The organism is Streptomyces sp. WAC 06738 (genome assembly GCF_003945505.1).
GTDB lineage: Bacteria > Actinomycetota > Actinomycetes > Streptomycetales > Streptomycetaceae > Streptomyces.
Map to the genome: position 1 here is coordinate 3,280,215 of NZ_CP029618.1, position 21,481 is coordinate 3,301,695.

19 protein-coding genes and 1 pseudogene are annotated in these 21,481 nt (G+C 74.2%); 9 read left to right on the forward strand and 11 right to left on the reverse strand.

Features of this window, described 5'->3' with window-relative positions:
- Positions 1–31 precede the first annotated feature (31 nt).
- The gene (locus DMB38_RS13935; protein WP_240662208.1) at positions 32–859 is read left to right on the forward strand and encodes a TetR/AcrR family transcriptional regulator; all 828 of its coding nucleotides are present in this window, start codon (positions 32–34) and stop codon (positions 857–859) included.
- Between the two features lie 109 nt (positions 860–968).
- Here DMB38_RS13935 and DMB38_RS13940 read toward each other — a convergent pair whose 3' ends face one another.
- Positions 969–1,985, reverse strand: a complete 1,017-nt coding sequence (locus DMB38_RS13940; protein ID WP_125935463.1) for a WD40 repeat domain-containing protein — start codon at positions 1,983–1,985, stop codon at positions 969–971.
- A gap of 97 nt (positions 1,986–2,082) precedes the next feature.
- On the opposite strand from DMB38_RS13940, the gene DMB38_RS13945 reads away from it, so the two are divergent.
- Positions 2,083–3,066, forward strand: coding sequence for an aldo/keto reductase (locus DMB38_RS13945; protein WP_125939019.1), 984 nt, complete (start codon positions 2,083–2,085; stop codon positions 3,064–3,066).
- A gap of 249 nt (positions 3,067–3,315) precedes the next feature.
- On the forward strand, positions 3,316–3,906 hold the full coding sequence (locus DMB38_RS13950; protein ID WP_206337691.1) for a Uma2 family endonuclease: 591 nt from the start codon (positions 3,316–3,318) through the stop codon (positions 3,904–3,906).
- Positions 3,907–3,910: 4 nt separating this feature from the next.
- On the opposite strand, the pseudogene thpR reads toward DMB38_RS13950, so the two are convergent.
- The 3 genes and pseudogenes from thpR to DMB38_RS13965 form a co-directional block, all read right to left on the reverse strand.
- Positions 3,911–4,512, reverse strand: a pseudogene (gene thpR, locus DMB38_RS13955) (RNA 2',3'-cyclic phosphodiesterase).
- Between the two features lie 135 nt (positions 4,513–4,647).
- On the reverse strand, positions 4,648–7,182 hold the full coding sequence (locus tag DMB38_RS13960; protein ID WP_125935464.1) for a cation-translocating P-type ATPase: 2,535 nt from the start codon (positions 7,180–7,182) through the stop codon (positions 4,648–4,650).
- Between the two features lie 10 nt (positions 7,183–7,192).
- The gene (locus tag DMB38_RS13965) at positions 7,193–7,459 is read right to left on the reverse strand and encodes a DUF2530 domain-containing protein (RefSeq protein ID WP_047016363.1); all 267 of its coding nucleotides are present in this window, start codon (positions 7,457–7,459) and stop codon (positions 7,193–7,195) included.
- Positions 7,460–7,541: 82 nt separating this feature from the next.
- Here DMB38_RS13965 and DMB38_RS13970 point away from each other — a divergent pair, with 82 nt between their 5' ends.
- On the forward strand, positions 7,542–9,011 hold the full coding sequence (locus DMB38_RS13970; protein WP_125935465.1) for an NCS2 family permease: 1,470 nt from the start codon (positions 7,542–7,544) through the stop codon (positions 9,009–9,011).
- Here DMB38_RS13970 and DMB38_RS36840 read toward each other — a convergent pair.
- Positions 8,966–9,235 carry a BrnA antitoxin family protein gene (locus DMB38_RS36840; RefSeq protein WP_240662210.1) on the reverse strand — a complete coding sequence of 90 codons (270 nt, stop codon included), beginning with the start codon at positions 9,233–9,235 and terminating at the stop codon, positions 8,966–8,968. The genes DMB38_RS13970 and DMB38_RS36840 overlap by 46 nt on opposite strands.
- A 149-nt stretch (positions 9,236–9,384) precedes the next feature.
- On the opposite strand from DMB38_RS36840, the gene DMB38_RS13980 reads away from it, so the two are divergent.
- Positions 9,385–9,846 carry a MarR family transcriptional regulator gene (locus DMB38_RS13980; RefSeq protein ID WP_101426513.1) on the forward strand — a complete coding sequence of 154 codons (462 nt, stop codon included), beginning with the start codon at positions 9,385–9,387 and terminating at the stop codon, positions 9,844–9,846.
- Positions 9,847–9,874: 28 nt separating this feature from the next.
- On the forward strand, positions 9,875–11,233 hold the full coding sequence (locus DMB38_RS13985) for an MFS transporter (protein WP_125935466.1): 1,359 nt from the start codon (positions 9,875–9,877) through the stop codon (positions 11,231–11,233).
- A 96-nt stretch (positions 11,234–11,329) separates the two neighbouring features.
- On the opposite strand, the gene DMB38_RS13990 is transcribed toward DMB38_RS13985, so the two are convergent.
- A complete protein-coding gene (locus DMB38_RS13990; protein ID WP_125935467.1) occupies positions 11,330–14,620 on the reverse strand; it encodes a molecular chaperone Hsp90 in 3,291 nt (1,096 codons plus the stop codon).
- Positions 14,621–14,801: 181 nt separating this feature from the next.
- Between DMB38_RS13990 and DMB38_RS13995 the strand changes: the two genes are divergently transcribed.
- Positions 14,802–16,043, forward strand: a complete 1,242-nt coding sequence (locus tag DMB38_RS13995) for a hypothetical protein (RefSeq protein ID WP_125935468.1) — start codon at positions 14,802–14,804, stop codon at positions 16,041–16,043.
- A 137-nt stretch (positions 16,044–16,180) separates the two neighbouring features.
- The gene (locus DMB38_RS14000; RefSeq protein ID WP_276314957.1) at positions 16,181–16,822 is read left to right on the forward strand and encodes a haloacid dehalogenase-like hydrolase; all 642 of its coding nucleotides are present in this window, start codon (positions 16,181–16,183) and stop codon (positions 16,820–16,822) included.
- 82 nt (positions 16,823–16,904) lie between these two features.
- Here DMB38_RS14000 and DMB38_RS14005 read toward each other — a convergent pair whose 3' ends face one another.
- Positions 16,905–17,144, reverse strand: a complete 240-nt coding sequence (locus DMB38_RS14005) for a hypothetical protein (RefSeq protein WP_125935469.1) — start codon at positions 17,142–17,144, stop codon at positions 16,905–16,907.
- A gap of 170 nt (positions 17,145–17,314) precedes the next feature.
- Between DMB38_RS14005 and DMB38_RS37480 the strand changes: the two genes are divergently transcribed.
- Positions 17,315–17,698, forward strand: a complete 384-nt coding sequence (locus DMB38_RS37480) for a cold-shock protein (RefSeq protein ID WP_018836124.1) — start codon at positions 17,315–17,317, stop codon at positions 17,696–17,698.
- A 48-nt stretch (positions 17,699–17,746) separates the two neighbouring features.
- Here DMB38_RS37480 and DMB38_RS14015 read toward each other — a convergent pair whose 3' ends face one another.
- From DMB38_RS14015 to DMB38_RS14030, 4 genes are all read right to left on the reverse strand, one after another.
- A complete protein-coding gene (locus DMB38_RS14015) occupies positions 17,747–18,619 on the reverse strand; it encodes a 1,4-dihydroxy-6-naphthoate synthase (RefSeq protein ID WP_125935470.1) in 873 nt (290 codons plus the stop codon).
- On the reverse strand, positions 18,616–19,428 hold the full coding sequence (locus DMB38_RS14020; protein WP_240662212.1) for a futalosine hydrolase: 813 nt from the start codon (positions 19,426–19,428) through the stop codon (positions 18,616–18,618). Before DMB38_RS14020 ends, DMB38_RS14015 begins: the two co-directional genes overlap by 4 nt.
- 88 nt (positions 19,429–19,516) lie before the next feature.
- Positions 19,517–20,041 carry a hypothetical protein gene (locus DMB38_RS14025; protein WP_125935472.1) on the reverse strand — a complete coding sequence of 175 codons (525 nt, stop codon included), beginning with the start codon at positions 20,039–20,041 and terminating at the stop codon, positions 19,517–19,519.
- A 26-nt stretch (positions 20,042–20,067) separates the two neighbouring features.
- Positions 20,068–21,432: an MFS transporter gene (locus DMB38_RS14030; RefSeq protein ID WP_125935473.1), complete on the reverse strand. Its 1,365-nt coding sequence runs from the start codon at positions 21,430–21,432 to the stop codon at positions 20,068–20,070.
- Positions 21,433–21,481: the final 49 nt, after the last annotated feature.

Sequence of the window (21,481 nt, forward strand, 5' to 3'; positions counted from 1 at the left end):
AGAAGGCAAGTCCGCAGCTAGACTCGGCCGCATGGCGGCAACGGAACACAGCGGCAGCGGCGACCTCAGCCGCAGCATGGCCCTGCTCTGGGGCATCGACGAGCGCGCCAAGCGCGGTCCGAAGCCCGGCATCTCAGTGGACCGGATCGTCTTCACCGCGATCGGCATCGCGGACGCCGAAGGGCTGGAGGCGGTCTCGATGCGCAAGATCGCCGGGCATCTGGGCGTGGGCACCATGTCGCTCTACCGGCACGTGCCGGGGAAGGCCGAGCTGCTGGACCTGATGCTCGACGGGGTCGGCTCGATCGAGCCGGAGGACGTCGAGCACCTCCGCAGCCAGCCGACCTGGCGGGACCGGATGCGGGAGCTGGCCCACTCGTTCTGGGAGCACTACCTCGCACACCCCTGGCTGCTCCACGTCGACCAGGGCCGGCCCGTCCTCGGCCCCAACGGTCTGGACTCCTTCGAGCTGGCTCTCAGCGTCTTCGACGGGCTGCTCCTCACCGACCAGGAGAAGGTCGGATTCATCACCTCGCTCGACTCCACCGCCGCCGGCCTCGCCCGGGTGCACGTCAACGCCAAGCAGGCGGAGGCGCGGACGGGGATCAGCGACCAGGAGTTCTGGGAGGCGCAGTCCCCCGCGCTGGAATCGGCCATGGAGTCCGGGCGCTATCCGCGGATCGCCTCGCTCGCGGACGACTCCTTCTCCGCGCTGGACGAGGAGACGTTCACGTTCGCGATGGACCGGATGCTCGACGGCCTGGAGGTGCTGATCGAGCACCGCCGCAAGACGGGCTGGACACCGCCGCCCCGGGGGGCGGCCTTCGGCGAGGAGTGCCGCGAGGAGGAGACGGTCTGAGCCGGGCGGGCCCGCCCGGCCCGCGCCCCCGCTCCGGTCGCGCTCCGGTCCCGCTTAGGTCGCGCTCCGGTCCCGCTCCGCTTGTGCTCCGGTCCCGCTCAGGTCGCCCTCAGTCCGGCCGCGGGCGCTTCGACAGCACGCGGCGCAGCAGCAGCACCGCGCCGATGCCCCCGCCCACCAGCAGCACCGTCTTCACCGGGTCGCGGTCCTCGTCGTCCCCCGCACCACTCGCGCCGTCCCCGGAGTCGTCACCGGAGCCGTCACCCGGCCCGCCCGGCTCCGACGACGAGCCGCCCCCCTCGACCTCCCGCCGGATCAGGTCGCTCTGCTCGCCCTCGCTCCCGAAGACGATCGCCGACCCGTCCGCCGTGTACGTCATCGACTCCCCCTGCCGCTGCAGCGGCACGTCGAGACGCCCGTCCTCCTCCGGCTTGCCGTTCTCGAAGCGGTACATCCGCCCGCCGACGTAGCTGCGCAGCGCCAGCCGCGTGCCGTCGGGCGAGAACGCCCCGTCCGTCACCCACAGGTTGACCGGCGCGACCCGCTCGAAGATGTTCATCGAGCCCGTCGACAGCTCCTCGGGTCCCGCGTACAGCGCCGCGCCCCCGTTCTGCTTCTTGCTCACGACGTACACCCGCCCCGTCTTCGGGTGCACCATCAGCGCCTCCGCGTCCCGCGGCCCGTCCTCGTACTGTGCCTCGTACTGCACCGCGTCCACGGTCGCGTCCTGGAGTCGCTTCGGCTCGGGGAAGCGGTAGATCCACACGTACGACCAGGAGCCGTCCATGTTGTCGCCGATGTCGCCGACGTAGAGCTGGTTGCCGGGCCCGAGCGAGACGGCCTCCACGTCGCGCGGCTCCCCTATGCCCCGCAGCGTGATCGTCGCCAGCGTCTCGCCGGTCTCGCCGTCGACGGCGTAGACGTACGGGCCGTCGTCGGAGTCGTTGTGCGTCCAGTACACGTTCTCGTGCTGCCGGCTGGCGGCCAGGCCGCTGGACTCGGTGATCCGCGGGTCGGTGAGGATCACGTCGTCCTGCGCCGCGGCGGGCGGGGCGTACGCGGCGGAGGTCACCACCGCCGCCGCGGTGAGGAGGGCGGCGGCGGTCGGCAGGCGGTGGGCGCGCATGGCGCCAAGCCTGCCATGCGCCCGCGGCGGTACGGGGGCCGGATGCGCGCGCGTGGTGCTTGCTTCGAGCGCGCTCGAAGGAGTTGGCTTGATCCTCATGAGGTATACGCAGTTGGGACGTACGGGACTCAAGGTCAGCCGGCTCGTGCTCGGCACCATGAACTTCGGGCCGCACGCCGACGAGGCCGCGAGCCACGCCATGATGGACGCCGCCCTCGACGCGGGCGTCAACTTCTTCGACACCGCCAACGTCTACGGCTGGGGCGAGAACAAGGGCCGTACCGAGGAGATCGTCGGCACCTGGCTCGCGCAGGGCGGCGGCCGCCGCGACAAGGTCGTGCTCGCCACCAAGGTCTACGGCTCGATGGACGCCGGCAATGGCACCACCTGGCCCAACCACGACCGGCTCTCGGCGCTCAACATCCGCCGCGCGGTCGACGCCAGCCTCAAGCGGCTGCAGACGGACCACATCGACCTCTACCAGTTCCACCACGTCGACCGGCACACGCCCTGGGACGAGATCTGGCAGGCCGTCGACGTCCTCGTACAGCAGGGCAAGATCCTCTACGTCGGCTCGTCCAACCACGCGGGCTGGCACATCGCGCAGGCCAACGAGGCCGCGCGGCGACGGCACTCGCTGGGTCTGGTGAGCGAGCAGTGCCTCTACAACCTCTACGAGCGGCGCGCCGAGATGGAGGTCATCCCGGCCGCCGAGAGCTACGGCCTCGGCGTCATCCCGTGGTCCCCGCTGGGCGGCGGTCTGCTGGGCGGCGCGCTGCGCAAGGAGCGCGAGGGCGGCGGCGCGCGGTCGTCGGCGGCGCTGTCGCGCGGCGCGGTGCGCGAGCAGGTGCAGGCGTACGAGGACCTGGTCGCCGAGCACGGCCTGGACCCGGCGGAGGTGGCCCTGGCGTGGCTGCTGACGCGGCCGGGCGTGACGGGCCCGATCGTGGGCCCGCGCACCGTCGAGCAGCTCACGTCGGCGCTGCCGGCGCTGGACCTGACGCTGCCGGACGGGCTGCTGGCATCGCTCGACGAGATCTTCCCGGGCCCGGGTCCGTCCCCGGAGGCGTTCGCGTGGTGAGCGTTCCGTAGGCGGGCGCGTCAGCCGCCGAAGGCAGCGGCGATGGCGACGACGGCGAAGATCAGCACGAGCGTGGCGCTGACGACGCGGATGCGGGTCTTGGCGTTCACGCGTACGAGCTTACGGGCCCGCCGCCCCCGGCGGGGCGGCGGGCCCGGGCCGGTGGTAGCGGGCCGTGACGACTCACCGTGAGTATCGTTGTACTGCGCGGCTGCATGCGATCAAGCAGCAGCGGGGAGGAGCGCCACGATGACCGTCGTCGAAACCGACAGGATCGAGATGGCCGACGAGAGCGACGAGCTCACCCTCGACAAGTTGTTCGAGTGGCTGGAGCGGATGCCTGTCCCCGAGGGATACAAGGTTGAGATCGTCGAGGGGAACATCTACATGTCGCCGCAGCGGCAGAAGCACTGGGTGATCATTGCGCTCATCTACGATCAGCTTCGGGCACAGTACCCTGTCACGCGGACCGCATCCGACGTGCGCATCGATTTCCCCGGTCATCTCAACGGCTTCGCCTGCGATATCGCCGCAATGGAGAAGGGCGCCCAACCCGACGACAAGGGACGCTGGCGCCCGCAGGACGTGGAGTTCGTGGGCGAGGTGATCTCCAAGAGCACCGCTGCCAACGACTACGGGCCGAAGAAGGCCGTATACGCCACCGCAGAGGTGCCGGTCTACCTGATCGTCGACCCGTACACCGGCAAGTGCCACCTGCACCTGATGCCCAAGGACGGGGAGTACCGCGTAGAGACGACCCTCGACTTCGGGATGGACATCGATCTCACCGAGACCCCCGTCGGGCTCAAGCTGACGACCGGCGACTTCCCCCGGGACTGAAGGGCTACGCCCCCAGCGGCCAGGTCGCTACGGGTTCGTAGTGGGGCTGGGCGCCGGGGTGGCCCGGGGGCGGGGGTGGCTCTGGATCAGGGTGAGGGTGGTCAGGTTGCGGTGGGGGGTGGTGAAGTCCCGTAGCGACTCCGTGAACGGGGTCAGGTCCGTGCCCGCTCGGTGGCGCTGGCGGGCCAGCGTCAGGTGCGGGCGGTAGCGGCGCTCCCGCCCCCGGGCCGCGCCCCCGCCCCGCTTCGCCGCCAGCGGCACCCCCGCCGTACGGTGTCCCGCCGCCGCGGCGCCCGCCGCGAGCCGGCCCAGCTCCTCGACGTCGCCCGCCGCCCCCGCCCACAGCACCGTGTCGGAGAACCGCCCGCCCCCCGCCAGCCGCAGCCCGACCGGCCCCCGGCGCCGCGCCGCGCGGGCCAGCCGCTCCTCCAGCTCCGCGACGGAACCGGCCGGCACCTCCCCGTAGAACGCCACCGTGAGGTGCCACCCCTCCCGCGGCACCCAGCGCAGCCGCTCCGCGCCGGGGAGCCGCCGCAGCCGGCGCACCGCCTCCGCCAGCTCCCCCAGCACCTCCGCGGGCGGGACCACCGCGGCGAACAGCCTCATCGCACCCGGCCCGCCGGCGCCCGGCCCGCCGGCGCCCGGCCCGCCGGCATCCGGCCCCCGGCACCCGGCTCACCCGGAGGTGGCCCGTCCGCACCGGGCACCCCCGCGCCCGTACCGCCGGCCGTCACGCCCGCCTCAGTCCGGGAACCGGCGCGTCACCCACCGCCACGCGAACTCCAGCAGCACCGCCGACGCGACCGCGATCCCCACCGCCGTCCACGGCATCTCCGTGCCCACCAGCTTCAGCGCGAAGAACTTCTGCAGCCACGGCGTGACCAGCACGATCACGAACCCCAGCGCCATCGTCCCGACCAGCCCCACCCGCCACCAGGTGTACGGCCGCGCGATGATCACCAGCACCCACATCGCGATCAGGAACAGCGTCAGCGTCGCCGCCGACGTCTCCGCGTCCAGCGCCCCATGCCCCGAGTAGTGGGCCCGCGCCAGCATGTACGTCACGAACGTCGCCGTGCCGGCGATCAGCCCCGCCGGGATCGCGTACCGCATCACCCGGCGCACGAAGTGCGGCCGCGCCCGCTCCTTGTTCGGCGCCAGCGCCAGGAAGAACGCCGGCACGCCGATTGTCAGCGTCGACAGCAGCGTCAGATGCCGCGGCAGGAAGGGGTACGGCACCTGCGTGGCGACGACGAGCAGCGCCAGCAGCACCGAGTAGACGGTCTTGACCAGGAAGAGGTTCGCGACCCGCTCGATGTTGCCGATGACCCGGCGGCCCTCGGCGACCACCGAGGGGAGGGTGGAGAAGCTGTTGTTGAGCAGGACGATCTGCGCGACGGCCTTCGACGCCTCCGAGCCCGAGCCCATGGACACGCCGATGTCCGCGTCCTTCAGCGCCAGCACGTCGTTGACGCCGTCGCCCGTCATCGCCACGTCGTGGCCGCGGGACTTGAGCGCGGCGACCATGTCGCGCTTCTGCTGCGGGTTGACGCGGCCGAAGACCGCGTTGTCGTCGAGGACCTCGGCCATCTCGTCGCGGTCGGCCGGCAGGGTGCGCGCGTCGACCGTACGGTCCGCGCGCGCCATGCCGAGCTTCGCGGCCACCGCACCCACGGAGACCGCGTTGTCACCCGAGATGATCTTCGTCTCGACGCGCTCCTCCGCGAAGTAGCCGAGGGTGTCGGCGGCGTCCGGGCGCAGCCGCTGCTCCAGGACGACCAGCGCCGCCGGCTCGACACCGCGCGCCACCTCCGGGTCGTCCAGCTCCCGTTGGGCGCGGGCGAGCAGCAGCACGCGCAGGCCCTGGGCGTTGAGGTCGTCGATCTCGGCGAGGGAGGGGTCGCCGGCGGGCAGCAGCACGTCGGGGGCGCCCAGCAGCCACGTACCCGCACCGGCGCCGTCCCCGCTGAACGCCGCCCCGCTGTACTTGCGCGCCGAGGAGAACGGCAGCGCCCCCGTGCAGCGCAGCTCCTCGGTGTCCGGGTACGCCTCGATGAGGGCCTGGAGGCTGGCGTTCGGCCGCGGGTCGGACGAGCCGAGCGCGCCCAGCACCCGCCGCACGTCCGCCTCCGCCGCGCCGCCCAGCGGCCGCAGCTCGGTGACGTCCATGCCGCCCTCGGTGAGGGTGCCGGTCTTGTCGAGACAGACGACGTCGACGCGCGCGAGCCCCTCGATCGCGGGCAGCTCCTGTACGAGGCACTGCTTGCGGCCGAGCCGGATGACCCCTATGGCGAACGCGACCGAGGTCAGCAGCACAAGGCCCTCGGGCACCATCGGCACGATGCCGCCGACCATGCGGCGGATGGCGTCCTGCGGGCTGTTGTTCTCGACCACGAGCTGGCTGATGACCAGGCCGATGGCGGCCGGGATCATCATGTACGTCACGTACTTGAGGATCGTGCTGATGCCGCTGCGCAGCTCGGAGTGGACGAGCGTGAAGCGCGACGCCTCCTCCGCCAGCTGCACGGCGTACGCCTCGCGCCCCACCTTCGTCGCCGTGAACGCGCCGCCGCCGGCGACGACGAAGCTGCCGGAGAGCACCTTGTCGCCGGGCTGCTTGATGACGGGGTCGGCCTCGCCGGTGAGCAGCGACTCGTCGACCTCCAGGCTGTCGGACTCCAGCACCTCGCCGTCGACGACGACCTTGTCGCCCGGGCCCAGCTCGACGAGGTCGCCGAGGACGATCTCGGCGGTGGGGATCTCGGCGGTGCGGCCGTCGCGGCGCACCTGCGGCCTGGCCTCGCCGATGACGGCGAGGTTGTCGAGGGTCTTCTTGGCGCGCAGCTCCTGGATGATGCCGATGCCGGTGTTCGCGAGGATCACGAAGCCGAAGAGGCTGTCCTGGATGGGCGCGACGACGAGCATGATGACCCACAGGACGCCGATGATGGCGTTGAAGCGGGTGAAGACGTTGGCGCGGACGATGTCGGCGGTGGAGCGGGAGGAGCGTACGGGAACGTCGTTGACCTCGCCGCGGGCGACGCGCTCGGCGACCTCGGCGGCGGTGAGTCCGCCGTGCCGCAGCGCGACGGCGGTCCCGCCCGCCCCGTTCGCCCCGGCCCGGTCCGGCTGACCGCCGGTCCCACCGGGCCGACCGCCAGGGTCTCCGCCCGCCGTCCCGCCGGCTCCGTCAGGTTTCCCGCCCGCCCCGCCCGGCCCGCCGCCGGGCTCCGGCCCCTCGCCGCCGTCGGCGGCCGTCTCGACCCGCTGCGTCATGCGTACGACGTTACGTGTTCGACCGGGCGCCCGCGTCGCCGCCCCGCGCGAGCGCGGCCTCGCGGCGGCGTACGTACCAGAGGCCCAGGACACCGAGACCGGCGCCCGCCAGGCAGGTCCACAGCCACCACATGCGGTCGTGGTCGTCCAGCCAGCCGAGGAACGGCAACTGGACCACGAAGAGCACCAGCCACAGCACGGTGCCGCCGACCGTCACCGCCGTGATGTCGCCCTCGAACGGCTCCGGCGCCGGGTGCCTGTACGCCTTCTTGCCCATGTCGACCAGGGTACGGGGCCGATCGCGGCGGCATACTGAGTGGGCGCCGAAGTCCGGCCGCTGTTCCGCACGAAGGTCACGCATGCCCCCCGACGCGAAGACCACCGGCACGGCCCCCGGGGACGGACCGCCGCCCCGGCCCTCCTCCCCGCTCGACGCCTACTTCCACATCTCGCGGCGCGGCTCGTCCGTCACGCAGGAGCTGCGGGGCGGGCTGGCGACGTTCTTCGCCATGGCGTACATCATCGTGCTGAACCCGATCATCCTGGGCTCGGCGAAGGACAAGTTCGGCCACAAGCTGGACCACGGCGAACTGGTCACGGCCACCGTGCTGGTCGCGGCGGTGACCACGCTCCTCATGGGCGTCCTCGGCAACGTCCCCGTCGCCTGTGCCGCGGGCCTCGGCATCAACGCCGTGGTGTCGCTCCAGCTCGCGCCGGAAATGTCGTGGGCGGACGCGATGGGCATGGTGGTGCTCGCGGGGCTGATCATCATGCTGCTGGTGGCCACCGGGCTACGGGAACGGGTGATGTCCGCGATCCCGGACGGCCTGCGCAAGGCCATCGCGATCGGCATCGGCCTGTTCATCGCCCTCGTCGGCCTGGTCGACGCGGGCTTCGTCACCCGCAACCCGGACTCCGCGCAGACCACCGTCCCCCTCACCCTGGGCACGGCGGGTCACCTGAAAGGGTGGCCCGTCCTGGTCTTCCTCCTGGGCCTCGGGCTGACCTTCGTGCTGCTGGCCCGCCGCTTCCGCGGCGCGATCCTGGTCAGCATCGTCACGATGACGGTCCTCGCCGTGATCATCCACGCGGTCGCCGACCTCCCGGAGAAGGAGTGGGGCCTCACCGCCCCGGTGCTCCCCGACCACGTCGTCGAGGCCCCCCACTTCGGCCTGCTCGGCGAGGCGAGCCTCTTCGGCGGCTTCCGCGAGGCGGGGATCCTGACGGGCTGCCTCTTCGTCTTCACCGTGCTGCTCTCCGGCTTCTTCGACGCGATGGGCACGATCCTCGGCGTCACGGAGGAGGCCCGCCTCCTCGACGAACACGGCCGCCTCCCGGAGATGAACCGGGTCCTCATGGCCGACGGCGCCGCCGTCGCCCTGGGCGGCGCCGCCTCCGCCTCGGCGAGCACGGCCTTCGCCGAGTCCACCGCGGGCGTCGGCGAGGGCGCGCGTACGGGCCTCGCGAACCTCGTCACGGGCGGCCTGTTCCTGCTGGCGCTGGTCTTCACCCCGCTGGTGACGATCGTCCCCTCGCAGGCGGCGACCCCGGCGCTGGTGGTGGTCGGCTTCCTCATCCTGTCGGCCAACATCCGCAGCATCGACTGGTCCGACACGACGATCGCGGCCCCCGCCTTCCTCACCATCGTCCTGATGCCCTTCAGCTACAGCATCACGGTCGGCATCGGCATGGGCTTCCTGGCCCACACCCTTCTCCGCGCGGCGGTGGGCCGCCCGGCGAGCGTCCGCCCGGCGCTGTGGGTGACGTCGGCGGTGTTCGTCGTCTACTTCGCCCTGGAACCCATCGAACGCTGGCTGGGCCTCAACTGACCGTGCGGCGCCGTCGTGGTCGTGGCGGCGGGGGTCGCGGTGGCCGGCCAGTGGGTGAGGCGGGCGGATTCGGCTTCCGCGGTCTGGACGCGTTCGTCGAAGTCGTTGCGCTGCAGCAGTTGCAGCACGTAGTCCTGCACCGGCATGTCCCGCTTCGCCGCGTGGGTGCGGAGGCGGTCGAGGAGGTTGCCGTCTATTCGCAGACTCAGCACGTGTGTCCCCATGCCGCTCAGGGTCGCCCTTCGCGTATACCGGGGGCGGGCTTTCCCGTACGCGGTCATCCTTTCGGGTGGGCCGCACGACCAGGCCGTAACCTCCTCTGTCTCGGCTTCCGAACTTTACTTAGCTAAAGTAATGAGGTACGCTAATGACCATGCCTGACCTGTCCCAGGAGGAGAACGCCGCCGCGGTGAACTCACTCCGCTCCGCGATCATGCGGCTCACCCGCCGCCTGCGGCACCAGCGCGTGGACGAGTCGCTGAGCCCGACCGAGATGTCGGTGCTCGGCACGCTCTTCCGCTGCGGTCCGCTCGGCCCCGGTGAGCTGGCGCGCAAGGAGCACGTCCAGCCGCCGTCGATGACGCGCATCGTGGCCATGCTGGAGACCAAGGGGCTGGTCCGGCTGGAGCCGCACCCGGAGGACCGGCGGCAGAAGGTCGTCAGCCAGACCGAGCAGGCCGAGGCGATGCTCGAGGAGAGCCGCCGCAAGCGCAACGCCTGGCTGGCCGAGCTGGCCGGCGGTCTCTCCGAGGAGGAGTGGGCCACCCTGCGCGACGCCGCACCGGTGCTCGAAAAGCTCGCCCACCTGCCGATGCCGGAGGCCGCACCACGCTGACGAAGGACGATGACCGGAGGAGAACGCCTTGAGTACGGGACCCGGAGCAGACTCCGCACCCGCACCCACGCCCGATGACTACGAAGAAGAAGAGGAGAGCAGCAGACGCGGCACCTTCAGCTCGCTGAGGATCCGCAACTACCGGCTCTTCGCCGGCGGCCAGGTGGTCTCCAACACCGGTACCTGGATGCAGCGCATCGCCCAGGACTGGCTGGTGCTCAGCCTCACCGGGTCCGCCACCGCCGTCGGCATCACGACCGCGCTGCAGTTCCTGCCCATGCTGCTCTTCGGCCTCTACGGCGGCGTCCTCGCCGACCGGCTGCCGAAGCGCAAGCTGCTCCTCGCCACCCAGGCGGCCATGGGCCTCATCGGCCTCGCGCTCGCGGCGCTCACGCTGAGCGGAGCCGTGACGGTCTGGCACGTCTACCTCATGGCGTTCCTGCTCGGCCTCGCCACCGTCGTCGACAACCCGGCGCGGCAGGTGTTCGTCGCCGAACTCGTCGGCAAGGAGCAGATGCAGAACGCCGTCAGCCTCAACGCCGCCAACTTCCAGACGGCCCGCCTCCTCGGGCCCGCCGTCGCCGGCATCCTCATCACCGCCGTGGGCAGCGGCTGGGCGTTCCTGCTGAACGGGCTCTCCTTCCTCGCCCCCATCACCGGGCTGCTGCTCATGCGCACCGCGGAGCTGCACCGCGTCGAGCGCGCGCCGCGCGGCAAGGGGCAGTTGCGCGAGGGCCTGAAGTACGTCGCCGGGCGGCCCGAGCTGCTGTGGCCGATCGTCCTGGTCGGCTTCATCGGCACGTTCGGCTACAACTTCCCGATCTGGCTCACGGCGTACGTGGACGAGGTCTTCCACGGCGACGCCGGCACGTACGGGCTGCTGAACTCGCTGATGGCCGCCGGCTCCCTCGGCGGCGCGCTCTTCGCGGCGCGGCGCGGGGTCAGCAGGATGCGGCTGACGGTGCTCGCGGCGCTGGCGTTCGGCGTGCTGGAGATCGTCGCGGCGGTGTCGCCGGCGTTCTGGCTCTTCGCGGCGCTGCTGGTGCCGGTGGGCGCGGCCGGGCTGTTCTTCAACACGACCGCGAACGCCAACGTCCAGCTCGCCACGGACGAGGCCATGCGCGGCCGGGTGATGAGCCTGTTCGTCATGGTGTTCGTCGGCGGCACGCCGATCGGCGGGCCGCTCGTCGGCTGGGCGACGGACACGTTCGGCGCCCGGATCGGCTTCCTGACCTGCGGGGTGATATCCGTGCTCGCGGCCGTCACGGTGGGTCTGGTGCTGGCCCGCGTCGGCGGGCTGCGGCTGCGGATAGACCTGCGGCGGGGGCGCAAGCACGTCGCGTTCGTGCCGTCGCAGCGGGCGGAGGAGCTGGCTCCGGCGGCGTAGGCACGGCAGGGGTTCTCCGGGGCCGGGTGACTGCTCGTTCGTTCGCCCGGCCCCTGTTCCGTGCACGCGGCCCCTTTCGCCGCGTGCCGCCCCTCCTCAGTCGAACCAGCGGGCCTCCGCCAGCTCCCGCGTCCGCGTCGGGTCCTCCAGCAGCGCCGCCGCCTCGAACCGCCGCTGCCACTGGCCCGTCGCCCACGCCAGACCGGCCGCCAGGCCCTCCATCGTCGCCGCGTGGACGGTGCCGTCCGGGGTGCGGCGCCAGTCGAGTTCGGTGCCGCCGGCGGTCAGGTGCCCGTGTTCCTCGTACGTCGCCGGGGTGTCCGGACCGAGCAGGTCCCGGACGGGCCGCGGGACCTCGCGGGTCTCGCCCGCCGTCTCCACCGGGGCCTCGTACGCCTCCGTCAGCCGCCGCACCTGGAGCAGTTCACCCAGCGCCGCCGCCTGCCCCGGGGCGACCGGGAGCAGCGGGCGGGCGGTAGCCAGCGGCACCAGGTCGGGAGCGTCCGCGACGAGGGCTTCGCCGGCCGGTACCACCTCCGTGGTGCCGTCGCGGACCGCGCGGAGGTCGTCCGGGAGGGTGACGTCCGCGGGGTCGAGATCGGCGAGGAGTGTGTACAGGGCGTGGAGTTGCCCCGGGGCGACGTCGTGGGCGGGGTCGGCGAGGCGGGCGAGGAGTTCCGCGGCGCCGCCCGGTTCGTCGAGGAGCGCGGCGACGGAGGTGCGTACGCCCAGGGCGCGCAGGACCTGTTCGTCGCCGACGGCGGAGGCGTCGGCCGCCTCGTACAGCCCGGTGAGCAGCGGGTCGCCGCCCGCTGCGCGGAGTCCCGCGGGCGGGCGGCCGTCGAGGACGGGGTTGCCGCGCAGCCACCAGGCGGTGTACGGGCGTACGGGATACGCCTCGCCGTTCGGCAGCAGGACGCGCGCCGAACGCGTCAGCGCCTCGCGCAGCGGCGGGCGGGAGAGCAGCGCGAGGGCCTGCGGCCAGTGCGCGTCGTCCACCAGGTCCAGGTCCCGTACGCCCACCAGTTCGGTGAGCACCGGCGGCACGGGCGTCTCCGGGAGTTGGTCGAGGACGTCCTCGCACCACACGTCGACCGCGTCGAGCAGCCCGGCGTCGTCCGCTTCGGGGTAGGGGGTGTCCCGGGGCTCCAGCTCGTCGGGGTCGAGGACGACGTCCTCGGCGCGTACGAGCACGAAGTCCGCCTGCACCCCCACCGCCGTCAACGGCTCCTCCCCCCACCGCTCGACCAGGTCCGCGGCGCAGTACGCCAGTTCACCCGGTCGGATGACGGCGGCGAACGGGCTGCCGGGGTAGACGAGTTCCCCGGCGGGGGCGGGGTCGCCGTCCTCGTCGGGCAGCGCGAGGGCGGCCAGCCACGGTTCGTCGCCCGGCGCCAGGTGCGCGTCGCGGACCAGCCCGAGGACGATGTCCGCCAGCTCCTCCGGACCCGGCGCGCCCTGCTCGGGCCCCTCGTCGAACCACACCTCCCCCGCGTCCAGCGACCCCGCCACCGCCGCCCGCACCTGCGGCGTCGTCAGCACGGCACGCGGCGTGGCGGGGACGGCGCCGAGCTGTTCCAGCACGGGGTGGGCGGCGACCGGGTCGGCGACGCGCAGCCCGAGCCGGGCGAGCCGGGCGGACCGCCCGCCGGAGCCGCTCTCCCCCATGCCGCCGGTGTCGCCGGCGGGCAGCAGCACCTGCCGCGGGCCGACGACGACGCGGCCGTCGGCGAGGGGCACCGGCAGGCCGCCCAGCTCCTCCGGATCGGTGCCGGCGAGGGAGCCGTAGAGGCCGTGCCACCAGGCGGCGGGGCGCTCCACGCGCGCCAGCCGCTCGACCAGTTCGCCCAGCGGGACGCGGGAGACGCCGAGGGTGCGCAGTTCGCCGCGGCGCTCCAGACCGGCGGGCAGCAGGTGCGGGAAGACGTCGCCGAGCCGGCGCACCGTCTCGGCGCCCGCGCCCTCGGCGAGGAGCGCGTCGCGGGGGCGGAGCGGCTGCGGTGTGGCGCCCTCCTCGGGTGCGGCGGGGGGCAGGAACGCGACGCCGGGCAGGAGCCGCAGGATGCCGGCGCGCAGGGCGCCGTCCAGTTCGCCGCGGCCGAGGGGGCCGGGGACGAGGTCGATGGTGCCGGGGCTCAGCGGGGCCCAGTCGGCGAGGAGTCCGGCGTAGGCGTCGGCGGCGCGGTCGACGAGGAAGTCGGTGAGCGGCCCCGGGGCGAGGTGGCGCCGGGTGGGTTCGAGCGGGAAGGAGGCGATGAGCAGGGCGGGGACGCCGAGGGGTTCGTCGGTGGGGGTGGGGGCGTGGAGCACGGGGGCGGTGACGGGCGCGGCGGGCGCGCCGTCGCCGTCCACGGGGACGGCCCAGGTGACGGTCCAGGTGGGGCGGAGGCGTTCCTCCACGGGGCGGTCCGCGAGGAGGTGGGGGTCGAGGCGGCCCGCGGCGGTGCGGGTGCGGTAGCGGGTGGCGGCGGGGCGGGGGGCGGTCGCGGGTCCGGCCGCGGTGTCCCCGTCCGTACGGCCGGTGTCCTCGACGACCGTGTACGGGCCGTCCTCGCGGCGGCGCAGCGTGCGTACGCCCTCGGGCGTCTCCACGACGACCTCGGCGAGGCCCGGCAGGGCCAGCAGCAGGGCGTCGTCGATGCCGCCGAGCAGCCGGCGGGCCAGGGCGGCGGCGGCCGCGTCGCGCAGCGGCAGGCGGACGGCGGTGTCGTACCCCTCGGGTACGGCCGGGGCGTCGGCCTCCGCGAGGGGCAGGGGGAGGCGGAGCAGGGGGACGTGGCCGTCGCGGCGGGCGGCTTCTTCGGCGAGCGCGGGGTTGCGCTCGGCGGTCGTACGGACCAGTTCCCGCGCCTCCGTCAGCGACCACCGCACGCGGGCGCCGCCGCGGGAGACGACGGCGGGCGCGTCGCTGACGGCCAGCACGGCGGAGAAGCCCACGCCGAACCGCCCGACGGCCTCCTCGGTGTCCTCGCCGCGCTTGGCGGAGGCCCGCAGCGTCGACAACGACTCGATCCCGGCGGCGTCGAGGGGCGCCCCGGTGTTGACGACGGTCAGCACCCATTCCGGGCCGGCGCCCCCGTCAACGGGCCGCGCTCCTCCGGCGTCTTCGGCCGGCCCGCCGGGAACGCCTCCGGGACCGCCGCCGGAGGCGGCCTCCGTCAGCGTCAGCCTCAGGCGGCCCGCCGCGCCTTTGCGGGCGGCGGCGTCCGCCGCGTTCTGGGCCAGCTCGACCACCAGGCGGTCGCGGTAGCCGCCGAGCGCCAGGTCCTCCTCCGCGTTGGCGTCCTCCCGGAAGCGCGCGGCCGAGGCCGCCCAGGCGTCGAGCGCCGCGGTACGCAGCCGGGCGGTCGGGTCGGCCACGGGGTCCAGGGGGTCCACGGGGTCCACTGAGGCTCCTTGTCGCGGGAGGTGCCGGTCCGCCGCAGCGTATTCGGTCCCCCGCCGCGTCCGCGCGCCGCACCGGCCGCCGCGCCCCACGGCGGTGCTCCGGGCGGTGTGCGCGGGGCGAGGGGCGGCCGTGCGCGCGGTACGGTCGACTGGTCAACAGCGCACGGCCGTAGGGGATTCGGTGGGCATCGAGAGCGACCAGCTCGTATACGACTACCTGAGCCGCGTCGGCGACATCGCCCAGCAGCGTGCCCTGCCCTCCGGGCAGCGCATGCGGCTGGTCAACGAACTGCGGGCCAGCATCGACAAGGTGCGCGCCGCCGAGGGCGCGCACAGCGTGTCCGCGGTGAAGCAGGTGCTCGCCCGGTTCGGCAGTCCGGGCGACATCGTCGAGGCCGCCAAGCGGGACCCCGCCTCCGCGGTGCCGGAGGTCGCGGTGGAGCCCGGGGAGCCGCCGGGCGGTGGCGGCGGGCTGACGTCGCGGCTGCCGCGGCCGCGGGTCGGCGGGTCCGAGCGGTGGCTGGGGCGGCTGCCCCGGCCGCGTGCCGGCGGCGGCGAGGCGGGCGGCAGGCCGGGCGGCCGGGAGCCGAAGCGGGCCGCGCCCGAGGTGCCCGGGACGGCGCCCGGGGACTTCACCCCGCCCGCCGAGCCGCCGCCCACCGCCGCCGCCCCGCCGCACCTCGCGGGCGAGGACGAACTCGACCCCACGCACGCCGACCCCGACTGGTGGCGCGTGGAGCCCGCGCCGTTCGCAGGACCGATGCCCGGCGCCGGCAGCGGCGCCGACAACGTGCCGGGGTTCACCGGCGGCATCGAACTCCCGGAGCTCTTCCAGCGGCCGGACCAGCAGGACGGCGACGAGGAGGAGAAGGGCGCGCAGAAGGGCGGCGGCACCGGCGCCATGGGCCGGGCCGCCCGCGCCGCGAAGGCCGCCAGGGAGGCGAACGCCGCGCGCGCGGCCCGCGCCGCCAAGGCCAAGCAGGCCCGGCGGGAGGCCGCGGAGGCCGGGGAAGAGGAGGCGTACGAGGACGAGGAACCCTCGCCCCCGAGCCGCCGCTCCACCGCCACCCGCGAACTCCTGCGCAGCGCCGGGCTGATGGAGGTGCTGGCGATGGGCGCGCTGCTGGGCGGCGCCGCGCTCGACCAGTGGATGGCGTCGGTCGTCGGCTGGGCCCTGATCTACACCTCGCGGCGGCTGTCGATGACGGAGAAGAAGTGGGCCGCGCTCGGGGTGCCGGGCACCGTGGGGGCCGCCGGGCTGGTGTGGCTGTGGGGGCGGACTCAGGAGCGGTGGGGCGAGCCGCTGAAGGAGGGGACGCTGGGGCAGGAGTTCTCGGACATGCTGCCCACGCTGGTCCGGTTCGCGGCGGTCGCCTCGACGCTCTTCCTCCTGTGGCGGGCGCGCCGGCGGCTGCGGAAGTAGAGCCGCGCGTACGGAACGGAGGGGACGCCTGCGGGCGTGGGGCCCCGGGGAGAGCGCCGCTGCCGTGGGCGCGTTCCCCGGCGAACGGCGGGCCATCCGCCTGTCCTGACGGAATCGGCGGCAGGCAGAATCGAGGGGTGCGTACTCACTCCCCGCCGCCGTCTTTCACGGTCGGCTTCGACCTGGACATGACCCTCATCGACTCCCGGCCCGGGATCAAGGCGGTGTACGAGGCGATCGTCGCCGAGACCGGCGTGTACGTCGACACCGACCTCGTGACCTCCCGCCTCGGCCCGCCGGTGGAGAGCGAGCTGGCGAACTGGTTCCCCGCCGACCGCGTGGCCGCCCTCGGCGACCGCTACCGCGCCCTCTACCCCGACCACGGCATCGCCCCCACCGCCGCGCTGCCCGGCGCCGCCGCGGCGATCGCGGCGGTGCAGGCGGCGGGCGGCCGGGCGCTCGTGGTCACCGCCAAGAGCCGGCCGCTGGCGAAGCTGCACATCGACCACCTGGGACTGGCCCCGGACGCGGTGGTCGGCGGGCTGTGGGCGGACGCGAAGGCGGAGGCGCTCACCGAGTACGGGGCGTCGGCGTACGTCGGCGACCACGTCGGCGACGTCGCGGGGGCGCGGGCGGCGCGGGTGCTGTCGGTGGCGGTGGCCACGGGTCCGTGCCCGGCGGCGGAGCTGCGGGCGGCGGGGGCGGATGTCGTGCTGCCGGACCTGACGGCGTTCCCGGGGTGGCTGGCGGAGCACCGGGCGGGGGCGGCGGGCGGCTGAGGCGCCCGTACGCGACGGGCCGCGCGCCTCTGCGCCGTCCGCCGGATGTCTGCGCCGCCGCGGCGCCGCGGCAGGGTCCGCGCTACGGCGCCGCCTGCCGGGCCTCGCGCCGGGACGCCGACGCGGAGCGGAAGAGCCCGGCAAGCGCGAGCCCGAAGCCGACGCCCATCAGCATCGACACGAGATACGCGGCTGTCGGCAGCGGATCCGCCCCGATGAAGAACGGGACGAAAGTGACGAAGGTGCCGAGGGCGCCGACGAGGAAGACGATCGCCCCGGCGCGGACGAGGAGATCCCCGGGGCGGGAGGTTCCGGTGTTCACGCAACCAGGGTAGGCGGCGCGCCCGGAGGCCGGATTGTGCGCTGAGGAAGCACCCGGCGACATCTTGTCACCGGGCGGGGGACCATTAGCCTTGAGGTGGCGGGTCACTGGACCCGCTCTCCTGCTCTTTCACGGCAGCGAGTACGAAAACGAAGACAGGGCGACGACACGTGCCTACCGGCAAAGTCAAGTGGTTCAACAGCGAGAAGGGCTTCGGCTTCCTCTCCCGCGACGACGGCGGTGACGTCTTCGTGCACTCGTCGGTGCTGCCGGACGGGGTGGAGACGCTCCGGCCGGGTCAGCGCGTCGAGTTCGGCGTGGTGGCCGGGCAGCGCGGCGACCAGGCGCTGTCCGTGACGCTGCTGGACCCCACCCCGTCGGTCGCGGCCGCGCAGCGGCGCAAGCCGGACGAGCTGGCGTCGATCGTGCAGGATCTGACGACGCTGCTGGAGAGCGTGACGCAGCAGCTCGAACGCGGCCGGTACCCGGACAAGGCACACGGCCGCAAGATCGCCGGGATGCTCCGGGCCGTCGCCGATCAACTGGACGTCTGAGGGGGCGGCGGGGACGGACGCGCCGGCGCCTTCGGCCCGTAGCGGCTGCTACGGGAACGCCAGCGCGTCCGGGGCGACGGGCGGCACCAGGCCCTCCGCGGCCGCCCGGGTGAGCAGTCCGCGCACGGCCGCGTAGCCGTCCTCGCCGAGGTCGGCGGTGAACTCGTTGACGTACAGGCCGATGTGCTGGTCCGCCACCGCGGGGTCCAGCTCCTGCGCGTGCTCCCGCACGTACGCCCGCGACGCCTCCGGGTCGTCCCACGCCATCCGCACCGAGGTGCGGGCGGCGGCGGCGAGCGCGTGCAGCGTCTCCGCGCCGAGGGCGCGGCGGGCGACGATGGCGCCGAGGGGGATGGGCAGGCCGGTGGTGGCCTCCCAGTGCTCGCCCATGTCGGCGAGGCAGTGGAGGCCGTAACCCTGATAGGTGAAGCGGGCCTCGTGAATCACGAGCCCGGCGTCGACCTTGCCGTCGCGGACGGCGGGCATGATCTCGTGGAACGGCATGACGACGACCTCGCCGACCCCGCCCGGCACTTCCGCCGCGGCCCAGAGCCGGAAGAGCAGGTAGGCCGTCGACCGCTCGCTGGGCACGGCGACGGTGCGGCCGGCGAGGTCGGCGGGGCGCTGCGCGCCGGCGGTGAGCACCAGGGGCCCGCAGGCCCGGCCGAGGGCGCCGCCGCAGGGCAGGAGGGCGTAGCGGTCGAGGACGTACGGGAGGACGGCGTAGGAGACCTTGAGGATGTCGGACTCGCCGCGCTCGGCCATGCCGTTGGTGAGGTGGATGTCGGCGAAGGTGACGTCGAGGGGCGGGGCGCCGGGGACGAGTCCGTGGGCCCAGGCGTGGAAGACGAAGGTGTCGTTGGGGCAAGGGGAGTAGGCGATCCGGAGCGGCTGGTCGCTCGGGGTGCCCGGCGAGGTCATCGGGGCTCCTCTCCGTCGGGCGGGGCGGGGTGGGCGGCCGGGTCGGCGGCGGGATCGGCGGGGGCCACGTCGGCGGCCGGTGCGTCGCCCTCGGCGAGGTCGGGCCGGGCCGCGAGGTCGGGCACGGCGGCGACGTCCGGGAGTTCGCCGAAGGCGGGGAGGGCCGCGACGGCGGCCGTGAGGGCGTTCAGCGCGTCCGGGATGCGCCAGGCGGCGCGGTCGCGGGGGCCCACGGCGTTGGACACCGCGCGGATCTCCAGGACCGGGACGCCGTGCCGGGCGGCGGCCTCGGCGACGCCGAAGCCCTCCATCGCCTCGGCCGCGGCGCGCGGATGGCGGCGGCGCAGCTCGGCGGCGCGCCCGGCGGAGCCGGTGACGGTGGACACGGTCAGCACCGTACCCAGCACCGCGCCGGCCGCCTCCGCCGCGGCCCGCGCCGCGGCCGGCGGCGGCCGGTGGGCGACGGCGCCGAAGCCCAGCTCGGTGACGGGCACGAACCCGTCCGGCGTCTCCGCGCCGAGGTCGGCGGCCACGATCTCGTCCGCCACGACCACCCCGCCCACGGGCGCGACGCCCGCGAAGCCGCCGCCGATCCCGGCGGCGATGACGAGGTCGTACGGAACGGGCGCCGCGGCCAGCGCGCCGGCGGCCCCCGCGGCGGCGGCAGCGGGCCCCACGCCGCCGATCACGACGTCGTACCCCCGCCCGGCCCGCTCGACGGCCTCGGCCTCGGCGGCAACGGCGACCACCACCAGCACCCGCGCACCGGACACCGCGTCTCCGCCCGGCACCGCACCACTCCCACGCACCCGCCCAAGGGTAGGCCGCCCCGCCGACAGAGCACGTCCGCCGCCGGGCTCCCCCGCGCCGCCGCCGGGCATCACCGCCGCCCGGCCGTCAGTACTGCTTCCGCTTCAGGTCGAAGCTCCACGCGCCCTTGTAGTTGCCCTCGTCGTCGATCTCCACGATCCCGACCTTCGCCTTGTCGCTCTGCACCGGCGGCTGCCCCGGCTGCGACTGCGCGTCGAAGAACTGGTCCCCGCTGTACGTCACATACGTGTGCTTGCTCGGCTGCGACGTGACCGGCCGGCCGTCCACGAAGAGCACCCACCCGTTGTCCGCGATCTCCGGCTCCACGCCGATCCTCACCCGGTCGCCGCTGTCCACCGTGATCGACTTCTCCGCGCGCTCCGAGATGCAGGACTCCAGCTCCTCGTTGGAGATGTCCTTGCCGTCGTCGTAGCACTGCGCCTCCGCGCTCGCCGTCCGGTCGTCCACCGTGATCTGCGCCACCGGCGTCGGCTTCTCGCACGCGGACAGGGCGAAGGCGGAGACGACGACGGCACCGAGAGCCGCCGCGCCGCGGCGGCTGCGAAGGCCGCGGGCACGGGAGAACACGGTGGTGGCGGGCGCTTTGGTCATGCGGGCAGGCTACCTGCCGGCCCCGGTCAGGCCACGCGCGGGTGCGGCGTGCCGTGCCGGGCCGCGGTGAGCAGCCCTCGCACGGTCGCGGCAAGCCCGACCGCGACGACGGCCGCGCCCGCGGCCATGCCGCCGACCCCGTTCAGCGGCAGCAGGATGCCGATCGCGCCGCCCACGACCCACGACAACTGGATCACCGTCTCGGAGCGCGCGAACGCCGACGTGCGCACGTACTCCGGTACGTCCCGCTGGATGAGCGCGTCCAGCGACAGCTTCGCCAGCGACTGCGCGAACCCCGCCATCGCCGCGACGCAGATCAGCAGCGGCAGCGAGTAGAAGACCGCCGCCAGCACCGTCGTCGTCAGGGCGAGGGTGAGCAGCAGGGCGATCAGCTTCTCCGGTCCGCGCGAGCGCAGCCAGGAGCCGATGACCGAGCCCAGCGCGTTGCCCGTGCCGGCGGCGACCGCCGCCATGCCGAGCGTCAGCTCCGGGCGCAGCCCGCCGGGCGGGTTGTCGCGCAGGAGGAACGCCAGGAAGAGCGTCATCAGCCCCGACAGCACCCGCAGCGCGGAGTTGGCCTGGAGCGCGTGCAGCACCGAGGGCCCCACGGAGCGCAGCCCCGGCTTCTGCGGCGTCCGCAGCCGGCCCTCCTCGCCCGACGCCAACTGCGCCTTGCCCTCGCCGCGCGCCGAGTCCACCGCGTGCGGCATCCGGAACGCCAGGAAGACGCCGAAGCCGAAGATGACCATCGCCCCGTAGAGCGGGAAGCCGGGGCCGATGAAGTGCAGCAGCCCGCCGAGCGGTGCGGCGATGCCGGTGGCGAGCAGCCCGGCGAGCGTCACCCGGCTGTTGGCCTTCACCAGCGAGATGCGCCGCGGCAGCAGCCGCGGCACGACGGCCGAGCGCACCACCCCGTACGACTTGGAGCACACCAGCACCCCGAGGGCCGCCGGATAGAGGCTCAGGTCGCCGGTCTTGACCGCTCCCGACAGCACCAGCGCCAGCAGCAGCCGCGCCAGCATCGTGCCGGCCATCGCGGCGCGGCGGCCGTGCGGGATGCGGTCCAGCAGCGGGCCGACGACGGGGGCGAGCACGGCGAAGGGCGCCATCGTTATGGCCAGGTAGAGCGCGACCCGGCCGCGGGCCTCGTCCGTGGGCACGGAGAAGAACACCGTCGACGCCAGCGCGATGGTGATCATCATGTCCCCGGCGGCGTTCACCATGTGCAGTTCCATCAGCCGCCCGAGGCCCGACTCCCCCGCCCCCTGCGCGTCCGTGGCCCGCCGGATCCGCCGCCCCGCGCCGACCACCGGCCGCCGCACGGCACGGCCGACCGCCCGGCCCGCCTGCTGCAGCGGGCCGGCCACGGGAGCCGTCCGGTCTTCGACCACCTCGCCATAGTGCCCGCATGCGGGACCGTAGGGCGAGAACCCCGCGGGG